This window comes from Luteimonas sp. RC10 (assembly GCF_014192745.1).
Classification (GTDB): Bacteria; Pseudomonadota; Gammaproteobacteria; order Xanthomonadales; family Xanthomonadaceae; genus Luteimonas.
The window spans coordinates 163,578-184,422 of the sequence record NZ_JACHYJ010000004.1; the positions used below are offsets into that span (position 1 = coordinate 163,578).

At 68.4% G+C, this 20,845-nt stretch carries 12 protein-coding genes and 1 pseudogene; 4 read left to right on the top strand and 9 right to left on the bottom strand.

Annotated features, from left to right (window positions below; translation table 11 throughout):
* Positions 1 to 159: 159 nt before the first annotated feature.
* From FHW73_RS09205 to FHW73_RS09235, 7 genes are all read right to left on the bottom strand, one after another.
* Entirely contained in the window at positions 160 to 3,315 is a 3,156-nt protein-coding gene (locus FHW73_RS09205; RefSeq protein WP_183426550.1) for a discoidin domain-containing protein, read from the bottom strand.
* Positions 3,316 to 3,724: 409 nt separating this feature from the next.
* On the bottom strand, positions 3,725 to 4,561 hold the full coding sequence (locus tag FHW73_RS09210; RefSeq protein ID WP_183426551.1) for a carbohydrate ABC transporter permease: 837 nt from the start codon (positions 4,559 to 4,561) through the stop codon (positions 3,725 to 3,727).
* A 5-nt stretch (positions 4,562 to 4,566) separates the two neighbouring features.
* Positions 4,567 to 5,445, bottom strand: coding sequence for a sugar ABC transporter permease (locus FHW73_RS09215; protein WP_183426405.1), 879 nt, complete (start codon positions 5,443 to 5,445; stop codon positions 4,567 to 4,569).
* A complete protein-coding gene (locus FHW73_RS09220) occupies positions 5,435 to 6,748 on the bottom strand; it encodes a sugar ABC transporter substrate-binding protein (RefSeq protein WP_183426406.1) in 1,314 nt (437 codons plus the stop codon). The genes FHW73_RS09215 and FHW73_RS09220 overlap by 11 nt, the downstream gene beginning before the upstream one ends.
* Before the next feature lie 43 nt (positions 6,749 to 6,791).
* Positions 6,792 to 8,453 carry a glucoamylase family protein gene (locus FHW73_RS09225; protein ID WP_183426407.1) on the bottom strand — a complete coding sequence of 554 codons (1,662 nt, stop codon included), beginning with the start codon at positions 8,451 to 8,453 and terminating at the stop codon, positions 6,792 to 6,794.
* An 86-nt stretch (positions 8,454 to 8,539) separates the two neighbouring features.
* On the bottom strand, positions 8,540 to 11,506 hold the full coding sequence (locus FHW73_RS09230; RefSeq protein ID WP_183426408.1) for a TonB-dependent receptor: 2,967 nt from the start codon (positions 11,504 to 11,506) through the stop codon (positions 8,540 to 8,542).
* 160 nt (positions 11,507 to 11,666) lie between these two features.
* Positions 11,667 to 12,677, bottom strand: coding sequence for a LacI family DNA-binding transcriptional regulator (locus FHW73_RS09235; RefSeq protein ID WP_183426409.1), 1,011 nt, complete (start codon positions 12,675 to 12,677; stop codon positions 11,667 to 11,669).
* Between the two features lie 530 nt (positions 12,678 to 13,207).
* Between FHW73_RS09235 and FHW73_RS09240 the strand changes: the two genes are divergently transcribed.
* The 3 genes and pseudogenes from FHW73_RS09240 (at position 13,208) to FHW73_RS09250 (ending at position 16,564) form a co-directional block, all read left to right on the top strand.
* Complete coding sequence (locus FHW73_RS09240) at positions 13,208 to 14,107, top strand: ScpA family protein (protein ID WP_183426410.1); 900 nt, start codon at positions 13,208 to 13,210, stop codon at positions 14,105 to 14,107.
* A gap of 34 nt (positions 14,108 to 14,141) precedes the next feature.
* Positions 14,142 to 14,687 (top strand): annotated as a pseudogene (gene scpB / locus FHW73_RS09245) (SMC-Scp complex subunit ScpB); the annotation flags it as partial.
* 281 nt (positions 14,688 to 14,968) lie between these two features.
* Positions 14,969 to 16,564, top strand: coding sequence for a pseudouridine synthase (locus FHW73_RS09250; protein WP_183426412.1), 1,596 nt, complete (start codon positions 14,969 to 14,971; stop codon positions 16,562 to 16,564).
* A gap of 529 nt (positions 16,565 to 17,093) precedes the next feature.
* On the opposite strand, the gene FHW73_RS09255 is transcribed toward FHW73_RS09250, so the two are convergent.
* Positions 17,094 to 17,897 carry an amidohydrolase gene (locus FHW73_RS09255; RefSeq protein WP_183426413.1) on the bottom strand — a complete coding sequence of 268 codons (804 nt, stop codon included), beginning with the start codon at positions 17,895 to 17,897 and terminating at the stop codon, positions 17,094 to 17,096.
* A gap of 94 nt (positions 17,898 to 17,991) precedes the next feature.
* Positions 17,992 to 19,842: a glycosyltransferase family 39 protein gene (locus tag FHW73_RS09260; RefSeq protein WP_183426414.1), complete on the bottom strand. Its 1,851-nt coding sequence runs from the start codon at positions 19,840 to 19,842 to the stop codon at positions 17,992 to 17,994.
* A 78-nt stretch (positions 19,843 to 19,920) separates the two neighbouring features.
* On the opposite strand from FHW73_RS09260, the gene FHW73_RS09265 reads away from it, so the two are divergent.
* Positions 19,921 to 20,844 (top strand): AAA family ATPase, encoded by a 924-nt coding sequence (locus tag FHW73_RS09265; RefSeq protein WP_183426552.1) that lies wholly within the window; start codon positions 19,921 to 19,923, stop codon positions 20,842 to 20,844.
* The last annotated feature ends 1 nt before the right edge of the window (position 20,845 follow it).

Consider the following 20,845-nt stretch of genomic DNA (forward strand, 5'->3'; position numbering starts at 1 on the left):
CGCGGTCAACGCCGGGCCGGGAACGGCAATGGCCAGCGCGCACAGCAAGGCGCGGCCGAGTCTGGTGGTGGTCATCCCGCCGATGTCTCCTCGTCTGATGTCAGCGATCCCCGCGATGCGTCGCGCAGCGCGGGGAATGATGCAGGGTGCGGTCGTGGCTCAGGGCGATGCGGGGATCTGCACACGCACCCGCGCACCCGCGCGCGCGATGCGCAGTTCGTTGCCCTGCCATTGCGCCGCCTGGCCGTCGATGGTCGTCGCCCCGGGCACATTCGGATACGGCCACTGCAGCACCAGGCCGCCGGGCGGCAGGCCGGCATCGGCATCGACGTCGAGTGCCAGCACGTCGTTCTCGCGCCGCAACCGGTAGCCGAGCTTGCCCTGCGGCGTGCGCATGCCGTGCAGCCGCACCCCAATGCCGTCGAACCAATCAGCCGGCACGCCTGCCGCCAGCACGATACTGTCGTCGACCTCGCGCACGTAGGCGAACATGTCCAACGCCGAGCGCACGAAGTCCGACCCGACCCAGGCGTGCGGCAGGTCGCCGAGGAAGAACGGCGTGCGCGGCGTCGGCGTGACGACCTCGCCCCACTGGTTCCACGCCAGCGGCGCGCGATGGCCGAAGAACCACTCGCGCACTTCGTTGGCGCGCTCGCGCCAGCCCAGCCGCACGAACGCCGCAACGTTGCGCCACTCGTAGGGCGTGTAGTCCTTCCACGGCTTGCGGCCGTCGCGGCGATCGGCGAACAGCGTCCAGTAGCGCTCGAAGGTGTTGACCAGCAGGTCCTCGGGCAACCGCCCCTGCTCGCCGCCGGGCGCCAATGCGATTGTGGTCGAGGTCGGGTCGAAATCGCCGAGCTCGGCCGCGCCGGGGAGATAGTCGATCCCATGCAACCTGGCCGCGGCGCGCAGCGAGGCGTCGAGATCGGCGCGGAACTCGTCGCGCGCGGCGGTCATCCGCGCCACGTCCTCGGTCTTGCCCAGCGCCTGTGCGATCTCGACCGCGTCCTTGTAGCCGCGCAGTGCCCAGAAGTTGTCCCAGTACGAGTGCATCGGCTTGGCCGAGTAGCCCTCGTGGCTGATCGAGACCGGCATCATGCCGTAGAAGGCCTCGTTGACCTTGCGGTTCGCCTCGGTGCGCTCGCTGGCGCGCAGCGTTTCCATGTAGTCGAATGCGCCGAGCACGTGCGGCCACATGCGCGCCAGGAACGCGTCGTCGTGGGTGTAGCGCCAGTATTCGGCGATGTTGAAGATCAGCTCGCCATGGCTGTCGTTCTCGGGCACCGGATCGCTGCCGCGGTCGTCCACACAGCACGGCACCATGCCGTTGTCGAACTGGTACGGGGCGTACCACTCGACGTAGTCCTTGACGACTTCCGGCCGCCCCATCCGCAGCAGACCTTCGGAGATCATCGCGCCGTCGCGGATCCAGCTGCGCGCATACGAGCGCGTGCCCGGCTGCAGGCGCGGACCGATGCGCGAGATCAGCATGTGCGCCAGCGAGGTGCGCAGCGTGTTGGCCAGGTCGCGCCCCGCCTCGGGCACCTCGATGCCGACCTCGCCGAGCTTGCCGTGCCAGGTGCGCGCCATCTCATCCTGCCAGGCCTGCGGCTGCCACTGGCCGGCCGCGAGCGAGGGCGCGGCGCCGGTCATCGGGATCAGCAGGTCGAACTCGCGCGCCTGGCCCGGCTCGAGCCGCACCGTGTAGACCAGCGCGCCGGAGGCCAGCCCCTGCGCGTCCTCGACCTCGGTCGTCGCCGGCAGCGCACCAGCGGCCAGGTGCTCGATCTCCATGCCGCTGTCGAAGGTCGTCGCGAACACCTGCTGCGCCGGTTCGCGCGCGAACACACGCGGCACACCGTCGACGCTGACCCGGTCGGGCGCGACCGCCAGCCTGTGCAGCGGGCTCACACCGCCCTTGATATTGAGAAACTGCGTCGGCGGGTTGACTTGCATCGGCCGCACCGCCAGCGCGAACTGGAAATCACGCGGCTGGCGGCCCGAGTTGGTCAGCCGATAGCGGGCGACCAGCTGCGATGCCTCGGGCGTACCGCGGGCAAAGCCGGTCACGCGCAGCGACACCGCGTCGTGGACCCAGTCCACGCTTGGAATCGGCAGATAGCCGTCCTGCAACGACTGGGTGATCCGGGCATCGGCCCACGTCACCAGACCGTCGCCGGCGCGGATGAAGGGCTCGATCGAGAAGCCACCGGCCGCAACCTCGATCGCACCGTCCTCGCCGATCAGGCCCTGCTCGGTGCCGCCGTCCAGCCCCAGGATCGTCCAGTACGGCTGCTCGCCGCTGAAGCCACGCGGAAACTGGCCCTTCGGCCGCTCGGCAGCGACGGCCTTGAGGAAGTCGTTGGGATGGGTCGAGACCGCGACCGGCTGCAACGCCGCCTCGGCGAGCGCGAAGCCCTGCCCCGGACCGGCCCGCAGGTCGAGGCCGACATAGCGGGCCTCCGATTCGGGCAGCGACAGCCAGTCCACACCGCCATTGCCGCCGGCGACCTCGCGCACCTGCGTCCACTGCTCGCCGTCGGTCGACAACGACACCGTGTAGTCGGCGGCATGGCGCCCGTCGAGCCACTGCAGGCGCAGCGCGCCGAACTCGCGCAGCTTGCCCAGATCCAGCACCAGCTTCTGCGGGGCGGCGCCGGCCTCCCACGCGGTGGCGGCATTGCCGTCGACCGCCTTGCCGGCGCCATCGGGCGTGGTCGTCGACGTCGCGCTGGCGGTCAGCGGCGAGTTGTCTTCGGCCGCAAGCGGCTCGAAGGTCAGCGTATCGAAGCACACGCTGCCCTTGCCGCCGGCGTTGTTGTAGATCGTGAACTCGACCTTGCGGCTCGCGCGCAGGGTCTTGTCCGGATCCGGCCCCCAGGCCTTGTCGATGTGGCGCTTGCGGTACTGGACCTGCGTCCACTCGGTCGGAAAATCGTACTTGGGCCGGTTGACCCACCACACGTTATCGCCGCTGGCATCGATCAGCTTGAACTGCAGGTCGTTGGCCGGCGACTCGCCGCGCAGCCGGAAGCCGAAGCGGTAGTTGTCCGGATACTCGAGCGGCAGCTCACGCTGGATGCCGACATGGCCGGACACGCCGTTGTAGTCGTAGTCCAGACACAGCGCGCCGCCGTCCTCGCCGTCGACCCTGCGCAGCGTGCCGGTGACCTGGTTGGAGGTAACCACCGTCCAGGCGGACGGATCCTCGAAATCGTCCAGCACACGAGCACCCGCGTCGCCCGGTGCGCCGGTCTCACTGCCCGGCGACGGTGCCACGGAACAGGCCGCCAACGCCGCGGCCAGCGTGGCCATGGCGGCAGCTCGGAGCGACAGGACGGCGCGGGACCGGCCATCGACTGCAAGGACGTCGCCGGCGGGCGTCATGTCGGTATCGGCAGGCGCGCGATCGGCGCGGGTGTCGAGGATCTTCATGCGGGACGGTGACTCCGTGGTTCGCGTGTTGCGGTGATCGAATCAGGTGCGCGCGTGCGCATATCGCGGCGGCACCCTGGTTGCAGATGCGCAGGACGCAGCCCTCATGACGGCTTGAGGACGTGCGGATGGAGGCGAGCGCGTGGCCGTGCCGTGCAAGCGCTCGCACACCCCGGATTGTTCCTCTGCCATCCATGGCGCAGCAGGGTCGGCTCCGGAGAGCCCGGCCGCGCCATCCCTGGCGCGGCGTTCGGGCGCATGCGAAGCAGTGCTTCGCAAGCATGCGCCCTCACCCCTTCACGCTTCCGAGCAGCAGGCCCTGGATGTAGTAGCGCTGCAGCGCGATGAACAGTACGAGCACAGGGATCACGGTCACGACCGCGCCGGCCATCATCATTTCGACGTCCTGGATGTGCTCGCGCGACAGCGCCGCGAGTGCCACCGGCAGGGTGTAATTGCTCTGGTCGGTCAGCACGATCAGCGGCCACATGAAATCGTTCCAGGCGGCCATGAAGGTGAAGATCGTCAAGGTCACCAGCACCGGCTTGAGCATCGGCAACACGATCTGGAAGAAGATCCGCAATTCGCCGGCGCCATCGATGCGCGCCGCCTCGAGCAATTCGTCGGGAATCGAACGCGCGTACTGCCTCACCAGGAAGATGCCGAACACCGTCGCCAGGCCCGGGATGATCACCGCACCGAAGCTGTTGACCAACCCCATGCCCTTCATCATCAGAAACAGCGGCAGCATCGCGACCTGCGCCGGGATCACCAGCGCGGCCAGCAGCAACTGGAAAAGCCGCTCACGCCCGGCGAAGCGCAGCTTGGCGAATGCATAGCCGGCCATGGTGTTGATCAGCAGCGCACCGAGCGTGATCGCGCCCGAGACCAGCAGGCTGTTGGTGAAGTAGCCCACCATCCCGCCGCGCAGCAACAACTGCTCGTAGTTCGCCGTGGTCAGCGTCGACGGCAGCAATGGCGGCGGAAAGCTGCTGGCCTCGCCGGTCGGCATAAACGAGACCGACAGCATCCACAGCAGCGGCGCCAGCGCGATGAGCGCCAGCACGACCAGGCCCCCGTTGACCAGCCAGCCCGACCAGCGCGACGCACCGACTTCGCGTTGCACCGCGCTCATACCATCTCCTTGCGCCGGCCAGCGCGCAGCAGCAGCGTGGTCACGCCCAGGATGATCAGGAACAGCATGAAGGCCACCGCCGAGGCGCGGCCCAGGTTCCACCACATGAAACCTTCTTCGTACATGAAATACAGCACGCTGACCGTGCTCTGCAGCGGGTCGCCGCGCGTCATCACATAGGGTTCTGCGAACAGCTGGAAGTAGCCCGAGACCGTGATCACCGCCACCACCAGCAGCACCGGCCCCAGCATCGGCAGCGTCACATGGACGAACTGCTTCCAACGCGATGCGCCATCGATGCGCGCCGCCTCGTAGAGATCCTCAGGGATCGCCGCCAGCCCGGCGACGAAGATCACCATGTTGTAGCCGAAGTTCTTCCACACCGCGAACAGGATGATCGTCGGCATCGCCCAGGTCGGATCGCCCAGCCAGTCGATCGGCGCGATGCCGACATGGCCCAGCGCCCAGTTGACCAGGCCGTAGCTGGTGTGGAACAGATAACGCCATATCACTGCGACCGCGACCAGCGTGGTCACCACCGGTGCGAACAGCGCGGTGCGAAACAGCCCCTTGAACCGCGCCACCTTGGCATTGAGCAGCAACGCCGCCCCCAGCGACACCGCGATCGACAACGGCACACCGATGACGACGAAGTACGCGGTATTGCCCAGCGACTTCCAGAACAGCGGCGTCTGCAGCAGATCCAGATAATTGCCCAGCGCGACGAAGCGCAGGTTCGAAGTATCCGACAACGCATAGAGGTCGAAGTCGGTCAGGCTCAGCAGCAGCGCCGACGCCACCGGGATCCCGAAGAACACGCCGAGCAGGATCAGTGCCGGCCCGGCAAACACCCAGCCTGCGGTACTAGCGCGCATCGGAGACCTCCGCGCTCGGATGTGCCGCGCCTTCCGCTGCCGCCTGCGCGCGCACCCAGCGCCGCTTCTCGAGCAGCGTGTCCACGCGCGCATCCAGCCCCTGCAGCGCCTGGTCCTGCGGCATGCCGCCGCGGACCACGCGCTCACTGGCCAACCGCATCTCCTGCACGATCCGCTCCCATTCCAGGACCTTCGGCGTGGGCCGCACGTGTTCGAGCTGCTCGCGGAAGGCCAGCGCCTCCTCGCCGTACTGCATTTCGCCCGAGGCCCAGGTGCTGCGCCGCGGCGGCAGGTTGCCGATCATCTGGTAGAACCGCGCCTGGATGTCGGGCCGCGACAGGAACTCGACCAATTGCCAGGTCGCCTCCTTGTTGGGCGAATCGCGGAACATCACCAGCGACGTGCCACCGGCAATGCCCACACCCGGACCATCCGGCCCGGGCAGCGGCGCGGTCGCCCACTTGTCCTGCAGCTCGGCTGGCAACCGCGTGCGGAACTCGCGGATGTTCCAGGGGCCCGAGACGTAGAAGGTGAAGAACCCGCGGCCGAACTCGTCCCAGACATTGGAGATCTGGGTCTCCGACATCCGCGGCGCCCAACCCTGCTCGAACATATTGGCGTAAAACCCAAGTGCACGACGGAAACCCGGACTCTGGAAGTTGCCGCGGCCGTCGTCGTCGCGCAGCAACGGGTCGTCCTGCTGCAGGCCGAACGACAGCAACTGCTCGAACTCGTTGAGCGGCAGCATCACCGCGTAGCGCGACGGTCCGACATGGCGCTTGACCGCCGCCATCGCGTCTTCCCATTCCGCCCAGGTCTGCGGGAAGCGCGTCACGCCGGCCGCCTCGAGCAGGTCGCGGCGATAGAACACCAGGCGCGTGTCGACGTACCAGGGCACGCCGAGCAGCGTGCCGTCGACGACATTGGTATCCCAGATGCCCGGGAAGTAGTCCGCCTGATCGATGATCGTCGAGGCATCGACCCGCGACTGCACCGGCTCCAGCGCGCCGAGCACCGCGAACTCCGGCACCCAGGTGTTGCCGAGCTGGCACAGGTCGGGCAGCGCGTCGGCGGCATAGGCGGTGAGCAGCTTCTCGTGCGCCGAGGTCCACGGGATCTGCTGGATCTGTACCCGGATGCCCGGATGCTGATCCTCGAACTCGCGCACCAGTTCGGCGACGACCTCGGCCTCGCGGCCCATCGCCCAGAACCGGATCACGGTCTCGTCGGACCGCCGCGCGCAACCGGCCACGACCAGCACCAGTGCGCACAATAGCCAGGCACGGCGGATCACGGACGTCATGCCCGCCCTGCCCGTGCACGCCACGCGCGGCGTCCGACGCGACTCACTCGACCGGCACCGGATCGGACGCGCGCGCAGGCGCGGGCGCAGGCGCCGGCGCGTCACGCGGCGGCGTCTGGTTGGCACCGCGCGACTCGGCGATGCCGACCGCACGCGCAGTCGCTGCATCGGCGTCCGGCGGGCCCGAATCCTTGGGCTCGTCCTCGCCGGCAAGCCAGCCACCGGTGAACCCCGCCCGCTCCAGACCGGCGCGGATGTAGGGGTTCTTCTTCATCACGTTCCAGACGAAGTCGTTGCGGTAGTTGGCGATCATCGCCAGGATCGGTCCCTGGTCGATGGCGATGTAGTCGCTGGCCACCCAGCCCTTGCCCGGCACGATGCGACCGGTCTTCAGCGGCACGTCCTCGTAGGTGAAGCTCGGGTTGAACGCATCCAGGAAGCCGTAGCTCGAGTACAGGTAGTCGCCGTAGCGACGGTGCATTTCCTCGGTCGCCGGGATCACGATCTCCGGTGCGAACGCGATCGACGCGACCGCCGCGGTCGGCGCGATCGTGCCGTCGTCGAATGCGACGTCCAGACCCGCGCCGCGTGCGCTGTAGTGGCGGAATTCGCGCTGCTCGCCGTTGTAGTCCTGGTCGGTGCGCTGCGGGCCGTCGCTGGCGGTCAGGCCCCAGACGTTCTCGCCGTAGTCCTTCCAGCCCATCGGGTTGTCGATTGCGTACTGGCGCTGCGCATAGGTCGCGCGGCGGCTGTTCTCGAAGTAGTCGATGCCACGGCGGCGCATGTAGTCGTCACGGATGCCGCGGAAATCCACCCAGACATGGGTGTACTGATGGCCGAAGTGCGGCGCGAAGCTCAGGTACTCCTGGCCGCGGAACACACCCCACAGCCGGTCGTAGGTGCGCGTCCACACTTCCCACGCCTCGGGCCCGACCGGATGCGTCGGCGAGCCGAGCGCGAGGATGTAGACCAGCATCGCCTCGTCGTAGCCGGTCCAGTCGTGCTCGATGAAGCCGCTCTCGGGATACCAGCCCATCGAGATCAGCGGCTTGCGCTGCTGCAGGAACGGCCAGCGCACATTGCGGTACAGCTGATCGGCAAGCTTGCGGATCTCGGCCTCGCGCGGATCGTCACGGTCGTAGTACGACTGCGCGAACAACACGCCCATCATCATCAGGCCGGTGTCGACGCTCGACAGTTCCACCCACGGTTCGACGCGGTGGCCCTTGTCCATGTCGATGAAGTGATAGAAGAAGCCCTGGTGGCCACCGGTGCCGGTGGCCTGCGGCCCCATCTTCACGTCGCGGAAGAACCGCAGCGTGGTCAGCGTGCGATCGACCGCCTGCGTGCGGCTTACCCAGCCGCGCTCGATGCCGATCGGATACGCAGTCAGCGCATAGCCCACGGCCGCGACGCTGGAGAACGGCCGCGACGGGAAGCGGTCAGGCGTCAGGCCGTTGACCTCGTTGGTGGTGTCCCAGAAGTACTGGAACGTCCGACGCTCGATATCGGCGAACAAGGGCGGCAGTTCGGGCGGCCCCTTTTCTTCGGGCTCGGGTTCGGGTTCGGGCACCTGCGCGATGGGTCCCGGCTTGGGCGGCGGCACCGCCGGTTCGGCAGGCTCCTGTTTGCCGCAGGCGGCCAGGAACAAGGCCGCGATTGCGACGAGCATCAGGAGTTGGAACGCACGGAGACGGGATCGCATCGTGAAGGAAACCTCGCGGTGAAATCGTTTTCAGGGTGGAGTATAAAACTGCCGGTCTCCCGAGGGGGACCGGCAGCGGGGGTGACTTACCAGTCGATGCCGAACGACAGCTTGAAGGTGCGGGTCGGCAAGCGGATCGCGAGGTTGTGCTGACCGAAGTTCGCGCTCGTCCAGTCGTCGTTGTACGACTCCCAGTTGTAGCGGTTGGTCACATTCAACACGTCAGCGCGCACACGCAGGCTGATGTCGTCGGAGGCGTGCCACACCTTCTGGGCCGCCAGATCGAGCTGCAGATGGCCGAACGTGCCATCGGGGCGATACGAATCGAAGAACGCCTCGCCCTGGCTGCGATTCACACCGACGCGCTCGCGCTGACTCTCAAGCGTCAGCTTGCCCGAGTAAGTGATGCCGCCCGGACCATCCCAGATGCCGGTGGTGACGAAACGGTGCCGCGGAATCTGCGACACCGGCAGGTAACCGTAGTAACCCGCGTAAGGCCAGTCGAAGATCCCAGCGCCGTCCTCATTCGAGTTCCGCTCGGCATCGGTATACGTGTACGCGGTTGTGACACCCCAGCCCGACGCATTGGTATAGGGCTTGTCGAACTTCACCAGCAACGAGTTGGTGCGGGTCTCGAGCCCATTGTCCAGCAGCACCAGGCGGCCGAACGGCGGATCGTAGTTCCACGGCGGACCGAAATTGCTCCCCGGCTCGAAGAAGCTGCCGTCCGGGCGACGATTGCCCAGGCGCACGGACAGCCCATCGCGGCTGCGAACATGCGCAACGGCGACCTCGCTGTTCCACGTCGTTTCACCAAAGTCCCAGGCGTTGCGGATGCCGAGGCTGAACTGATCGGAGTACGGCACCTTCAAATCATTGTTGATCAGGTAGTACTCGCGCGAGACCTGACCCGAGTTCACCAGTTGGTCGCGGCCGGCTTCGGTCAGATAGCTGTCGTCCCAAGCGACACAACCACCGCCATTGCGGCACTGGCCATCGACGTCGGTGAACCACACGCGGTACGGCGCGGCGTAGGAGACCGTCTGCTCCTCCTTCTGCAGATTGGTGAACAGGTTGCGGTCGTACGACCGACCCGCACCACCGAAGATCACATGGCGCTGGTCACCGTTCAGGTCATAAGAGAAGCCCAGACGCGGCTGCCATGCGCCCTTGTAAGCACTGCGGTTGCTGCCGTTGCTGATGTAGTTCTCAACATCGATGTCGGAGTTCTGCAGGTTCGGGTAGTTGCGCAGGTTGGCGGCCAGGCCGGCCGGCGTCACGTAGTCCTCGTAGGCCGGGGTGGTCTCATAGTCGTAGCGCAGACCGAAGTTCAGCGTCAGGTGCTCGTTGACCTCCCAGTCGTCCTGAACGTAAATGCCGAACTGCTTGTTGTCCGACTTCGAGACGCCACCAGGCGTGCCGGGAATCGCGCGACCGAACTCGATCCGGTACGGCTGGTCGGTGCTCTGCGCGATGTCGTAGTACAACTGCGGGTTGGTGAAGTTGCGCTCGGTCGACAGCAGGTCCACCTGCTTGAACTTCACGCCCATCTTCAGCGTATGCGCGTCCCAGCCACTGAAGGTCAGGTCGTTCTGGAACGACCAGCCTTTCTGCCCCTTGTCCTGATTGCCCGAACCGGGGCCGGAGCTGACGATGTTGCGGGTGTTCTCGCGGAAACCATTGGTGGCGTTGTAGTCGGACACCGTCAGGATATAGCCGTTGCCGCCGACCAGCGGCTGCTGCACCCAGGCCGAATCCTCATAGGTGAGATGCATATCATTGAGCCAGCGGTCGCCGCTGTACTGCCAACGCAGGTCGTAACGGCTGACGTCGTTGTCGATGAAGCTGGCGCGGTCGATCGTGTACTCGCCGTTGTTGCGGATCGTCTCCTCTTCGCGGCGGATCTGCGTCGAGAGTTCGACCAGGTTGTAATCGTCGACCGACCAGCTCAGCTTGCCGAAGTACATGTCTTGCTTGAACGGCGAATTCGCAGGCCCGATGCCGGCGACGAGTTCGGCCGGAACATCCGACTCGTCGTAGCGACTGTCGTCGAGCAGTTCGAGCGTGCGCGGCGTGTTGTACTCCTTCGCCTCGTAAGCAACGAAGAAGTGCAGCCGATCCTGCAGGATCGGACCGCCGAACGACACACCGTACTGCTCTTCCTTCGAGTCGGACTTGGTGCCGTTGTCGAGCTCGGCCGGCGTCCGGGCGCGCCACTCGGCGGCGGTGCGATCCCAGAAGAAGCTGCCTTCGAATTCGTTGGTGCCGCTGCGCGTCGCAGCAACCACCGCGGCGCTGCTGATCTGGTCAAACTCGGCCTTGTAGTTCGAGGTGATGACCTTGTACTCGCCGATCGCCGACTGCGGGAACGGATTACCGCGGCTCGAATCCTGGCCAGGCACGCCGCCGGGCATCGTGTAGCTCTTCTGGCCGACACCGTCGATGAAGACGTTGATGTTGTTGGCCGACTGGCCGCCCGACCGCAGCTTGGCGTTGCCATTGCCATCCTGCTGGAACACCATGCCGGGCACGGTATCGGCGAAGGCCAGGAAGTTGCGGGTCGCCTGCGGCAGCGACTCGATCTGCTTCTGCGACACGTAGGTCGCCACTTCCGAGGTCTTGGTCTCGACCAGGGCTTCGGCGGTCACGCGCACGGCGTCCATGTTGGTCGCCTCACCCGCAGTCGCGGTCTCGGCGACGCCGCCCACGCCCAGATTCAGGGTCGCGGTCTGGCCGACGGCCACCGTCACGTTCTGCGAACTGCTCTGCCCGTTCGCCTCGACCTGCAGGCGGTAGGTGCCCGGCGGCAGGCCGGCGAGGTTGTAGCTGCCGTTGGCGCCGACCGCGACGCTGCGCGTCAGGCCGGTCGCGGTGTTGATCGCGGTCACGCGCGCATCGCCTGCCGGCGCCGAATCGACCGTCACCTGGCCGCGGATGGTCGCCGCCGTGGACTGCGCAAGCACGGCCGGCGCGGCCATCGACAGGCAACCTGTCAGTGCAATGCTGAGGAGGGAACGCGAGATCAGACGCGAGCGTTGGCGAAGGGGTTTCATCTGGGATTCTCTAAAGAAGGATCGGGGATTCGGCTGAAGGACACGGAAGGCAGGGCCGCGCGCACGGCCTCACCCGGACAGGAAATGGCCGGGCAGGTCTTGTGGGGACATGCGGATCGTCATCGGCGCCCCTCCCAAGGTGCCTTGCATCGCACGGCGGTCATTGCGGCGACCGGCTGCCGCACGAATCGCGGACCACCAGCACCGGGCGCAGCAGCGCGTCGTCGCCGGGCGGCGCGCCATCGACATGCGCTTCCAGGGCCACGAGCGCCTTGAGCGCGCGCGCGCCGAGTTCAGCGATGTCGACGCGCATCGTCGTTAGCGCCGGGTGAACGTAGCGTGCAAGCGGGATATCGTCGAAGCCAACAATTGCGACCTCATCCGGCGTGCGGACCCCACCCCGCCCCAGCGCATACAGGCAGCCGATCGCCATCATGTCGTTGGCTGCGAACACCGCATCGGGGCGCTCGTCCATCGCCAGCAAGGCCTCACCGGCCCGGTGGCCGGAATCCTCGTCGAACTGTCCCTTCAGTTCCCACGGGGCGTGGCCGACATTGGCCGCAGCCAGGCCATCGCGATAGCCGCGCAGGCGCTCGCGCGCATCGTCGTTGTCGTCCGGGCCGGTGATGAAGGCGATGCGGCGGTGTCCCGCGGCTGCCAGGTGACGGACCATTTCGCGGGCGCCGCCGTAGTTGTCGATGCCGATCGAGCGGTAGGCACTCTCGCCCGCGGCATTCATCAGCACCAGCGGCAGGCTGATATCGACGTTGCGCTCCAGGAAATCCGCGTCGTGGACATAGGGCGACATCAGCAGCAGCCCGTCGACGCGGCCGCGCATCGCCCGCAGTGCCGCGCCCTGCGCCTCGGGATTGCCGTGGTAGCTCGACACCAGCAGGTGCAGCCCCCGCGTGCGTGCGACCTGGTCGACGCCGCGCATCAGCTCGGAGAAGAACTCGCCATGCAGGTCCGGCAGCACCACGCCGACGGTCTGCGTGCGCCGGCTGCTCAGGCTGCGCGCCGCGTGGTGCGGGCTGTAGCGCAACTGGGCCGCCGCCTCGGCCACCCGCCGCCGCACCGCATCGGCCACGTTCTGATGGCCGTTGAGGGCGCGCGACACGGTGGCAACCGACACGTTGGCGGCCTTCGCGACGTCCTTGATGGTGACGCTCATCCCCACTCCGCTATGCGCGATTGCCGCGGAATGTAAGCGTTTTCATCCACCCATGTAATGCTGCAACGCAACAGATGCAGGGCGTGCGGCGGACGCGTGACGACCTGCAACCTGCCTCCTGTTCGCACGCGCCTTGGTCTGCGCACTGGATCACCTCGAGCCAGTGCGTGTGCCATGAGACATCGGGACGCTGGACACGGCCGGGGCGCTGCGCGTACCCTGTTGCCCAGCAACCCCGGCCCCGTTCCGCCGCGGCGGCGCGTCGCTCCAGACGCCAGCCCGCCCGCGGTCGTCGCACCGGTCCGGGTCCGACGCCTTCCGATCTCCGCGCCTGTCGCCTGCAGACGCGCTTCGCGCTTGGCGTACGGTCCGAAGACGTCCTCGCAGCACCGTTGTCCCTATCGCGCCGGCCGATGCCGCGCACCCGATCGGACCCGCGCCGCAGTGGCCGCCGTCCTGTCGCCACGCCCTGCCAATGATGCCTCGCCAGTGATCCCGCTCCCGAGCGACCCGATGCGGCCGCGCCCCGAATGAGCCAGCCCGAGACCGCGTCCGCGGCCGCAGGCCCCTCGCCCCAGCAGCAGGAAATGCCGCTGGCGCTGGTGCACGGCCAGCCGGTGCTGCAGATCCCGCAGGACCTGTACATCCCGCCGGACGCGCTCGAGGTGATCCTGGAGGCCTTCGAAGGCCCGCTCGACCTGCTGCTGTACCTGATCCGCCGCCAGAACCTCGACATCCTCGATATCCCGGTGGCCGAGATCACCCAGCAATACGTCGACTACATCGGCGTGATGCAGGAACTGCGCTTCGAACTGGCCGCCGAGTACCTGGTCATGGCCGCGATCCTGGCCGAGATCAAATCGCGGATGCTGCTGCCGCGGCCGGCGATCGAGGAAGGCGATGAAGGCGACCCGCGCGCCGAACTGGTGCGCCGGCTGCAGGAGTACGAACGCTTCAAGCAGGCGGCCGAGGACATCGACCGCCTGCCGCGCCAGGACCGCGACACCACGCCGGCGCAGGTCGCCCTGCCCGAGCGCCCGGTCAACCGCGAGCCGCCGCAGGTGGAACTGCGCGAGATGCTGCTGGCCCTGCACGACGTGCTCAAGCGCGCCGAGCTGTTCACCGGGCATGCGATCCGGCGCGAGGCGCTGAGCGTGCGCCAGCGCATGGGCGAGGTGCTGACCCGGCTGGCCGGCGGCGCGTTCCACCGCTTCGAGTCGCTGTTCGAGCCCGAGGAAGGCCGGCTGGGCGTCGTGGTGACGTTCCTGTCGATCCTCGAGCTCACCAAGGAACGCCTGCTCGATATCGTGCAGGAAGCGCCGCTGGCGCCGATCTACATCAAGTCGCTGGCCAGCGCCGACGGCGAGGCACCGCCGACGCGTTTTTCCAGCGAGTTCGACGACGACGTCCCTGACGCGCCGCAGTCCTGACCCCTTCTTTTTTCTGGATCTTCCGACCCTCCCGATGGACCAGACCCTGATCAACCGCATCGTCGAGGCCGCCCTGCTCGCCTCCACGCAGCCGCTGACCGTCGCCCAGCTCGGTGCGCTGTTCACGCTCGACGAGGCCCCGCCCGACGACAGCCTGAAGCAGGCCCTGGCCGAACTGCAGGCCGCCTGCGCCGAGCGCGGCGTCGAACTGGTGGAGCTGGCCTCGGGCTGGCGCTATCAGGTCAAGAGCGACGTCCACGGCTGGGTGGCGCGGCTGTGGAGCGAGCGGCAGACCAAGTACACCCGCGCCACGCTCGAGACGCTGGCACTGATCGCCTACCGCCAGCCGATCACCCGCGGCGAGATCGAACAGGTCCGCGGCGTGGCGACCAACAGCAACATCATCAAGGCCCTCGAAGAGCGCGAGTGGATCCGCGTCGTCGGCCACCGCGACATGCCCGGCCGCCCCGAACTGCTGGGCACCACCAAGGCGTTCCTCGATTACTTCGGCCTCAAGCGGCTCGACGAACTGCCCCCGCTGTCCGAGCTCAAGGATTTCGCCGAGCTCGACCCGCAACTGCGCCTGGCCGGCGCCGAGGGCGGCAGCGACGAGGGCACGCGCGGGATCGGCGGCATCGCCGGACACGACGATGTCGACCCGGCTGCCCACGACGATGCCAACGCCGACAGCACCCCACCGTCCGAAGCGTCGGACGCCGACCCATCGGATGAGGCCCCGGCCTCGTCGCAAGCCTCACCGCAAGACCTGCCGCCGGACGCACCGTCCGACACCTCACCTTCCACGCACACTGACGAAGACCCCGCCCTCGCCGCCGACGGCGACAGCGACCGGAGCCCCACATGACGCAGCAACGCAACACCGAAAAACCCGCACGCACCCTGTCGCTCAAGCGCGGCGAGACGCCTGCCGCCGAGGCCGCGCCGCGCCTGGAAGAACGCCTGCACAAGGTGCTCGCGCAGGCCGGGCTGGGCTCGCGCCGCGCGCTCGAGCAGCGCATCGCCGACGGCCTGGTCAAGGTCAACGGCGAGGTCGCGCAGACCGGCATGTCGATCAAGGGCGGCGACCGCATCGAACTCGACGGCAAGGTCTTCGTCGCCAGCGCGCTGACCGAGCCGGCGCGCGTGCTGATCTACAACAAGCCCGAGGGCGAAGTCACCACGCGTGAAGACCCCGAAGGCCGGCCGACGATCTTCGATGCCCTGCCCGCGCTGAAGGGCGCGCGCTGGATCGCGATCGGCCGCCTGGACATCAACACCACCGGCCTGTTGCTGCTCACCACCGACGGTGAGCTCGCCAACGCGATGATGCACCCCTCCTACGAGGTCGAGCGCGAGTACGTGTGTCGCGTGCGCGCCCCCGAGGGCGAGGACACGGTCTCGGAGAAGATCGTCGATCGGCTGCGCCGCGGCGTCGCGCTCGAGGACGGGCCGGCGAAGTTCGACGAGATCGAGCGCATCGGCGGCACCGAATCGCACGACTGGTTCCAGGTGCTGCTCAAGGAAGGCCGCAACCGCGAAGTCCGCCGCCTGTGGGAATCGCAGGGCTGCCAGGTCAGCCGGCTCAAGCGCGTGCGCTACGGCCAGGTCGTGCTGCCGCAGCCGCTGCTGCGCGGCCAGTCGCAGGAACTGCCCGACGCGCAGGTCGAGGCGCTGCGCAAGGAACTCAAGCTCGAGGAAGGCCCGCCGCCGGCGCTGACGCTGCAACCGGTGATCGGCCAGCGCAAGGCCGCCAAGTCGACCGTGCACCTGGGCAAGGGTGGCGCCGGCAAGGCCTACGTCAACGGGCACACCAGCGGCGCCGACGAAGGCCGCGAACTGCGCCGCTTCGACCACGTGCGCGAAGACCGCGGTCGTGGTCGCGGTGGTCCGCGCAAGCCGCATGGCGGCCTGACCGTGAGCGGCGATGCCGCCGCCAAGCAGTCGCACAAGCCGTTCAAGCAGCGCGCCGACAAGGGTGCGCGTGCGCTGCCCGAGGGCAACCCCGCCGCCTTCCGCACCTGGTACGTGCCCGATGGCGTGGAGACCGGCCCCAGCGGCCATCGCAACGCCGACGGCCGCGGCCCCAAGAAGCCCTACGGCGGTGCCGGCGCGAAGAAGCGCGGCCCCGGCGGTCCGGGCGGACAAGGTCCGCGCGGCGGCGGCCAGGGCCCTTGGTCCTCCAAGCCGGCCGGCGCTGGCGCAGGTCGTCCGCGCGCCCCGTATGGTCATCCCGACAGCGCCCCGACGTTCCCGTCCGACCACGCCAACCCCGGCAGCTTCAACCCCAACGCCGGCCCGCGCGGCCCGCGTCCGGGCGGCAACCGCGGCCCGAAGGGGGCAGGCGCCCGTGGTCCGGGTGGCGGCAATCGCGGACCGGGTGGCCCAGGCGGCGGCCGCGGCCCCGGCGGTCGTCCGCCCGGCGGCGGCAACCGCGGTCCGCGCGGTGGCGGTCGCTGAGGCCAGCGACCAGTCGTGCATCAAACACGGGGCCTTCGGGCCCCGTGTCGTGTCCGGCATATCAGCGACCGAAACGGCCCTCTCCCTCCCCCGCTTGCGGGGCATTGCGCCCTTCACGGGTGGAGGGTTGGGGTGGGGGCCGCTTTCCTGGGGAAAGCCCATGCCCCCCCACCCGACGCGCGTGGCGCGCCGGCCTCCCCCGCTCGCGGGGGAGGCGAAGAGCGTGGTGCCTCGCTTTCTCCGTGCCCGGCTGAATTGCTTCCGTGCGCACAACTCCGGACACATCAGCAACCGAAACGTCGGACGCCCTTCTCCCTCCCCCGCTTGCGGGGCATTGCGCCCTTTACGGGTGGAGGGTTGGGGTGGGGGCGCTTTTCCCGGGAAAGCCCATGCCCCCACCCGACGCGCGTGGCGCGTCGGCCTCCCCGCACGCGGGGGAGGCGAAGCGCATCGTGCATTCGCGCAAGGAGCGCCTGCCTCCTTCCCGCTTGCGTAGCATCGCGCTCCTTGGCGGGCGCTTTCGCGGGGATCAGGGGTCGAGGATTTCGAAGCGGTCGGCGTCGAGCATCGCGGGGAACCGTTCGCGGTGTGCGGCCAGTTCCGATGCCAGCAGCGTCGTGGTCGAGGCGACTTCGGCGTCCGTGCACTCACTCAGCGGGGTGCCGAGGAAATCGAGCACGGCACTGTTGCCGCTGTAGTCCAGGCCGTTGCCATCGCGGCCGACGCGGTTGACGCCGACCACGTAGCACAGGTTCTCGATCGCGCGTGCACGCAGCAGCGTTTTCCACGCGTACGCACGCGCCGCCGGCCAGTTCGCCACGAACAGCTGCAGATCGAAGTCCAGTTGCCCCGGACGCTCGACATCGAAGCGATTGCGGCAGAACACCGGAAAACGCAGGTCGTAGCAGACCTGCGGATTGATCCGCCAGCCCTTGAGCTCGACCGTCAGCCGCGCCCGCCCCGGCGCGTAGCGCTTGTGCTCGCCGGCGTAGCGAAACAGGTGCCGCTTGTCGTACCACTGCAGCGCGCCATCGGGCGTGGCCCAGAGCATGCGGTTGTAGACGCCGTCGCCGTCGCGCAGTTGCACGCTGCCGGTCACGGCCGCATCGAGCGCGGCAGCCTGCGCGCGGATCCAGGCCACGGTGGGTCCGTCCATGTCTTCGGCGCGGTCGATCGCGTCGTTGCTGAAGCCGCTGGTGAACGTCTCGGGCAGCACCACCAGATCGCTGAGGCCACGCAGCGGCGCGATCAGGCCGCCGTAGTAATCGCGATTGGCCTCCGGGTCGTGCCAGATCGTGGCGCCCTGGACGATGGAAACGCGGAGGTTGTGCATGCTGCGGCCCTGTCGACGACCGCGACGCGGCCGGACCCCCGATTCTCGTCCGCGCCGCCTGCCGACTCAAGCCAGGCAGCCGCGGCGCCTGCGATCACTCAGGCGCGGCAACGCGCAGCGGTTGCTCGGCCCAGCGCTCGACCGAGCCGTCGCGGCCGACGATCTCCAGCCCCAGCCAGTACAGGCCCGGCGGCCGGTCGCGCAGATCAAGCGTCGCGGTAAAGGCGATGTCCGGCTGCCCGGGATCGTGCGAGCGTCCCTGCAGGAAGCCGCCGACGAACGTGTTGCGCAGCCCGTAGTGGGCGGTGGCGACAGGCGCGCCGTCCAACGTCACCACGACCGACTCGACACCGGCGACGTCCTTGATCGCCCAGCCGCTCACCTCGACCTGCCCGGCCACGCGAGCACCCGGCGCCGGCGCATCGATATGCGCCACGACAGGCGTGACGCAATCAGCGGCCGGCGCAGCGTCGCGATCGAAGCGCAGCAACACGAAGCGCTGTCCGCCGCGATCGACGTTGACCACGCGCGTCACCGGCAGGCTGCCCAGCGTTGCGCACAGTTGCTGATAGCGCTCGAGCAACGCGCTGAACTTCACGTCGGTCGCGCCCACCACCACCAGCGCCGGGCGACCGCCCAGTTCCGCGCGGTCATCGAGCTGCAGCCCCCAGAGCTGGAGCTGCGGCGCGCGGCCATGATGGCGGTTGATAGGATGATCGAGCACGCGGATGTCCGGATCCCCCAGCGCGAAACCCAGTTCGGCACCGATCTTGAAATTGTCGGCGACGAGCACCGTGTCGTCGGGCATGTCGGCCCGCACCTCGCGCACCGCATCGGCCAACTGGTCCCAGCCGGCGAAGTTCGACGGGTACCACTTCAGCGCCGTGGCACGCTCGCGCACCTGCGGCGAGGACACCGCGACGTAGTAGCCGTTGACCAGCAAGAAGCCCGCAACCAGCGACGCCCAGGTCAGCGCCTGCAACCAGCGCGGCCAGCCCACCAGTACGAAGCCGGCCAGTGGCAGCAGCGCCAGATAGCCCGGCAGCGGCCAGTGGAAGCTGACGCGTTCGGTATCGGCGACGAAGCCGAGCGCGAAGAACCCGACGACGATCAACGCGCCGCACAGCGCGAGGAACCGCGCGGCATCGTCGGGCATGCGGCGCATGCGCCAGGCCGCGAGCGCGAGCACCGCGAACACCAGCGGCGTCACCAAACCTGCCTGGATCACCAGGAACTGCCAGCCGTCGAGGTGGAACGCCCACGGGTGACGGTCGACCATCTGGAAGCGCAGCCCGGCCTCGGCGTTGGCGAGATTCCAGGCCAGCAGCGGCCCCCAGGCGGCGGCGCCGAACGCGATCGCGATCCACACCCGCGGGTCGCGCAAGGCCAAGCGACCGGACGGCAGCGACGCCAGCGCGACGATGCCCACGGCGATCACTGCGATGAAGCGGTAATGGCTCAACGCGCCCAGCGCCAGGCCGAGCGCAAGCAACAGCGACGCACCGTAGGTCACCCCGCGCAGCAAGCGCGTGCCGGCGTCCAGGCACAGCACCGTCGCCAGCGCCAGCACCGCATCGGGCAATGCCATCACCCCGAGCGAGCCCAGCAGCGGCAACAACAGCGCCAGGCAGCCGGTGGTCCAGGCCGCATCGGCGTCGAACTCGCGCGCGGTCAGGCGCACCAACAGCCACGGCACCAGCGCCGAGATCGCGACGAACGGCAGGCGCACCGCCAGCAGTCCATCGCCGAAGAGCTCGGTGCCCAGCCGGATCAACCAGGCGGTCAGCCCCGGCAGATCCGAGTAGGCCCAGGCCAGCCGCTGCCCCTCGAGCCAGTAGAAGGCCTCGTCGACGAACAGCGGCAAGCGCATCGCGATCGCCAGCTTCAGCGCGACGACCAGCACCCACAGCGCAATGAACACCGTGCGCATTTCGATCCGCCGCATTGAACCCGACCTCGCTACACTCGGAGAAGAACGTCGCAGGGAAGACCGCGCATGCCCGATCCGTCCACGACCCGCGCCATGCTAACCGACGCACAGCGCAACGCTCTGTCGTCGGCGCGCGCCCAGGTCAATCGCCTGGTGCTCGGCAAGGAGACCGCGGTCACCATGACCTTCGTCGCGCTGCTCGCCGACGGCCACCTGTTGATCGAGGACCTGCCGGGCCTGGGCAAGACTACGCTCGCGCATGCGATCGCCGCGACCGTCGGGCTCGGCTTTCAGCGCGTGCAGTTCACCTCCGATCTGTTGCCGTCCGATGTCGTCGGCGTCTCGGTCTACGACGGCGCCGCGCGGCGCTTCGAGTTCCACGGCGGCCCGGTGTTCACCAACGTGCTGCTGGCCGACGAGATCAACCGCGCGCCGCCGCGCACGCAGAGTGCCCTGCTGGAGGCAATGGCCGAGCACCAGGTCACGGTCGATGGCACCACGCACGCCCTGCCCGACCCGTTCTTCGTCATCGCCACGCAGAACCCCGTGGACCTGTCGGGCACCTATCCGCTGCCCGACTCGCAGCTCGACCGCTTCCTGATGCGGCTCAACCTCGGCTATCCCGACCGCGACGCCGAGCGTGCGCTGCTCGCCGGCGAAGACCGGCGCGTGCTGATCGCCGGCACGTTGCCGCAACTGGGCGAAGCCGACCTGCAGCAGATGCGCGCCGCGGCCGCTGCGGTTCACGCCAGCCCGGCGCTGATCGACTACGTGCAAGCGCTGCTCGCGCGTAGCCGCCACCATCCCGGCGTCCGTGTCGGTCTGTCGCCGCGCGCGGGCCTGGCCCTGCTGCGCGCCGCGCGCGCGCTGGCCCTGCTCGAGGACCGCGCGCACGCGCTGCCCGACGATGTGCAGCGGCTGTTTCCATTGATCGCCGCGCACCGGCTGGTCGCCGACGATGCCGGCGACGGCGACGCGCTGGCCACCGGCATCCTGCAGGCCGTGCCGGTCGACTGAC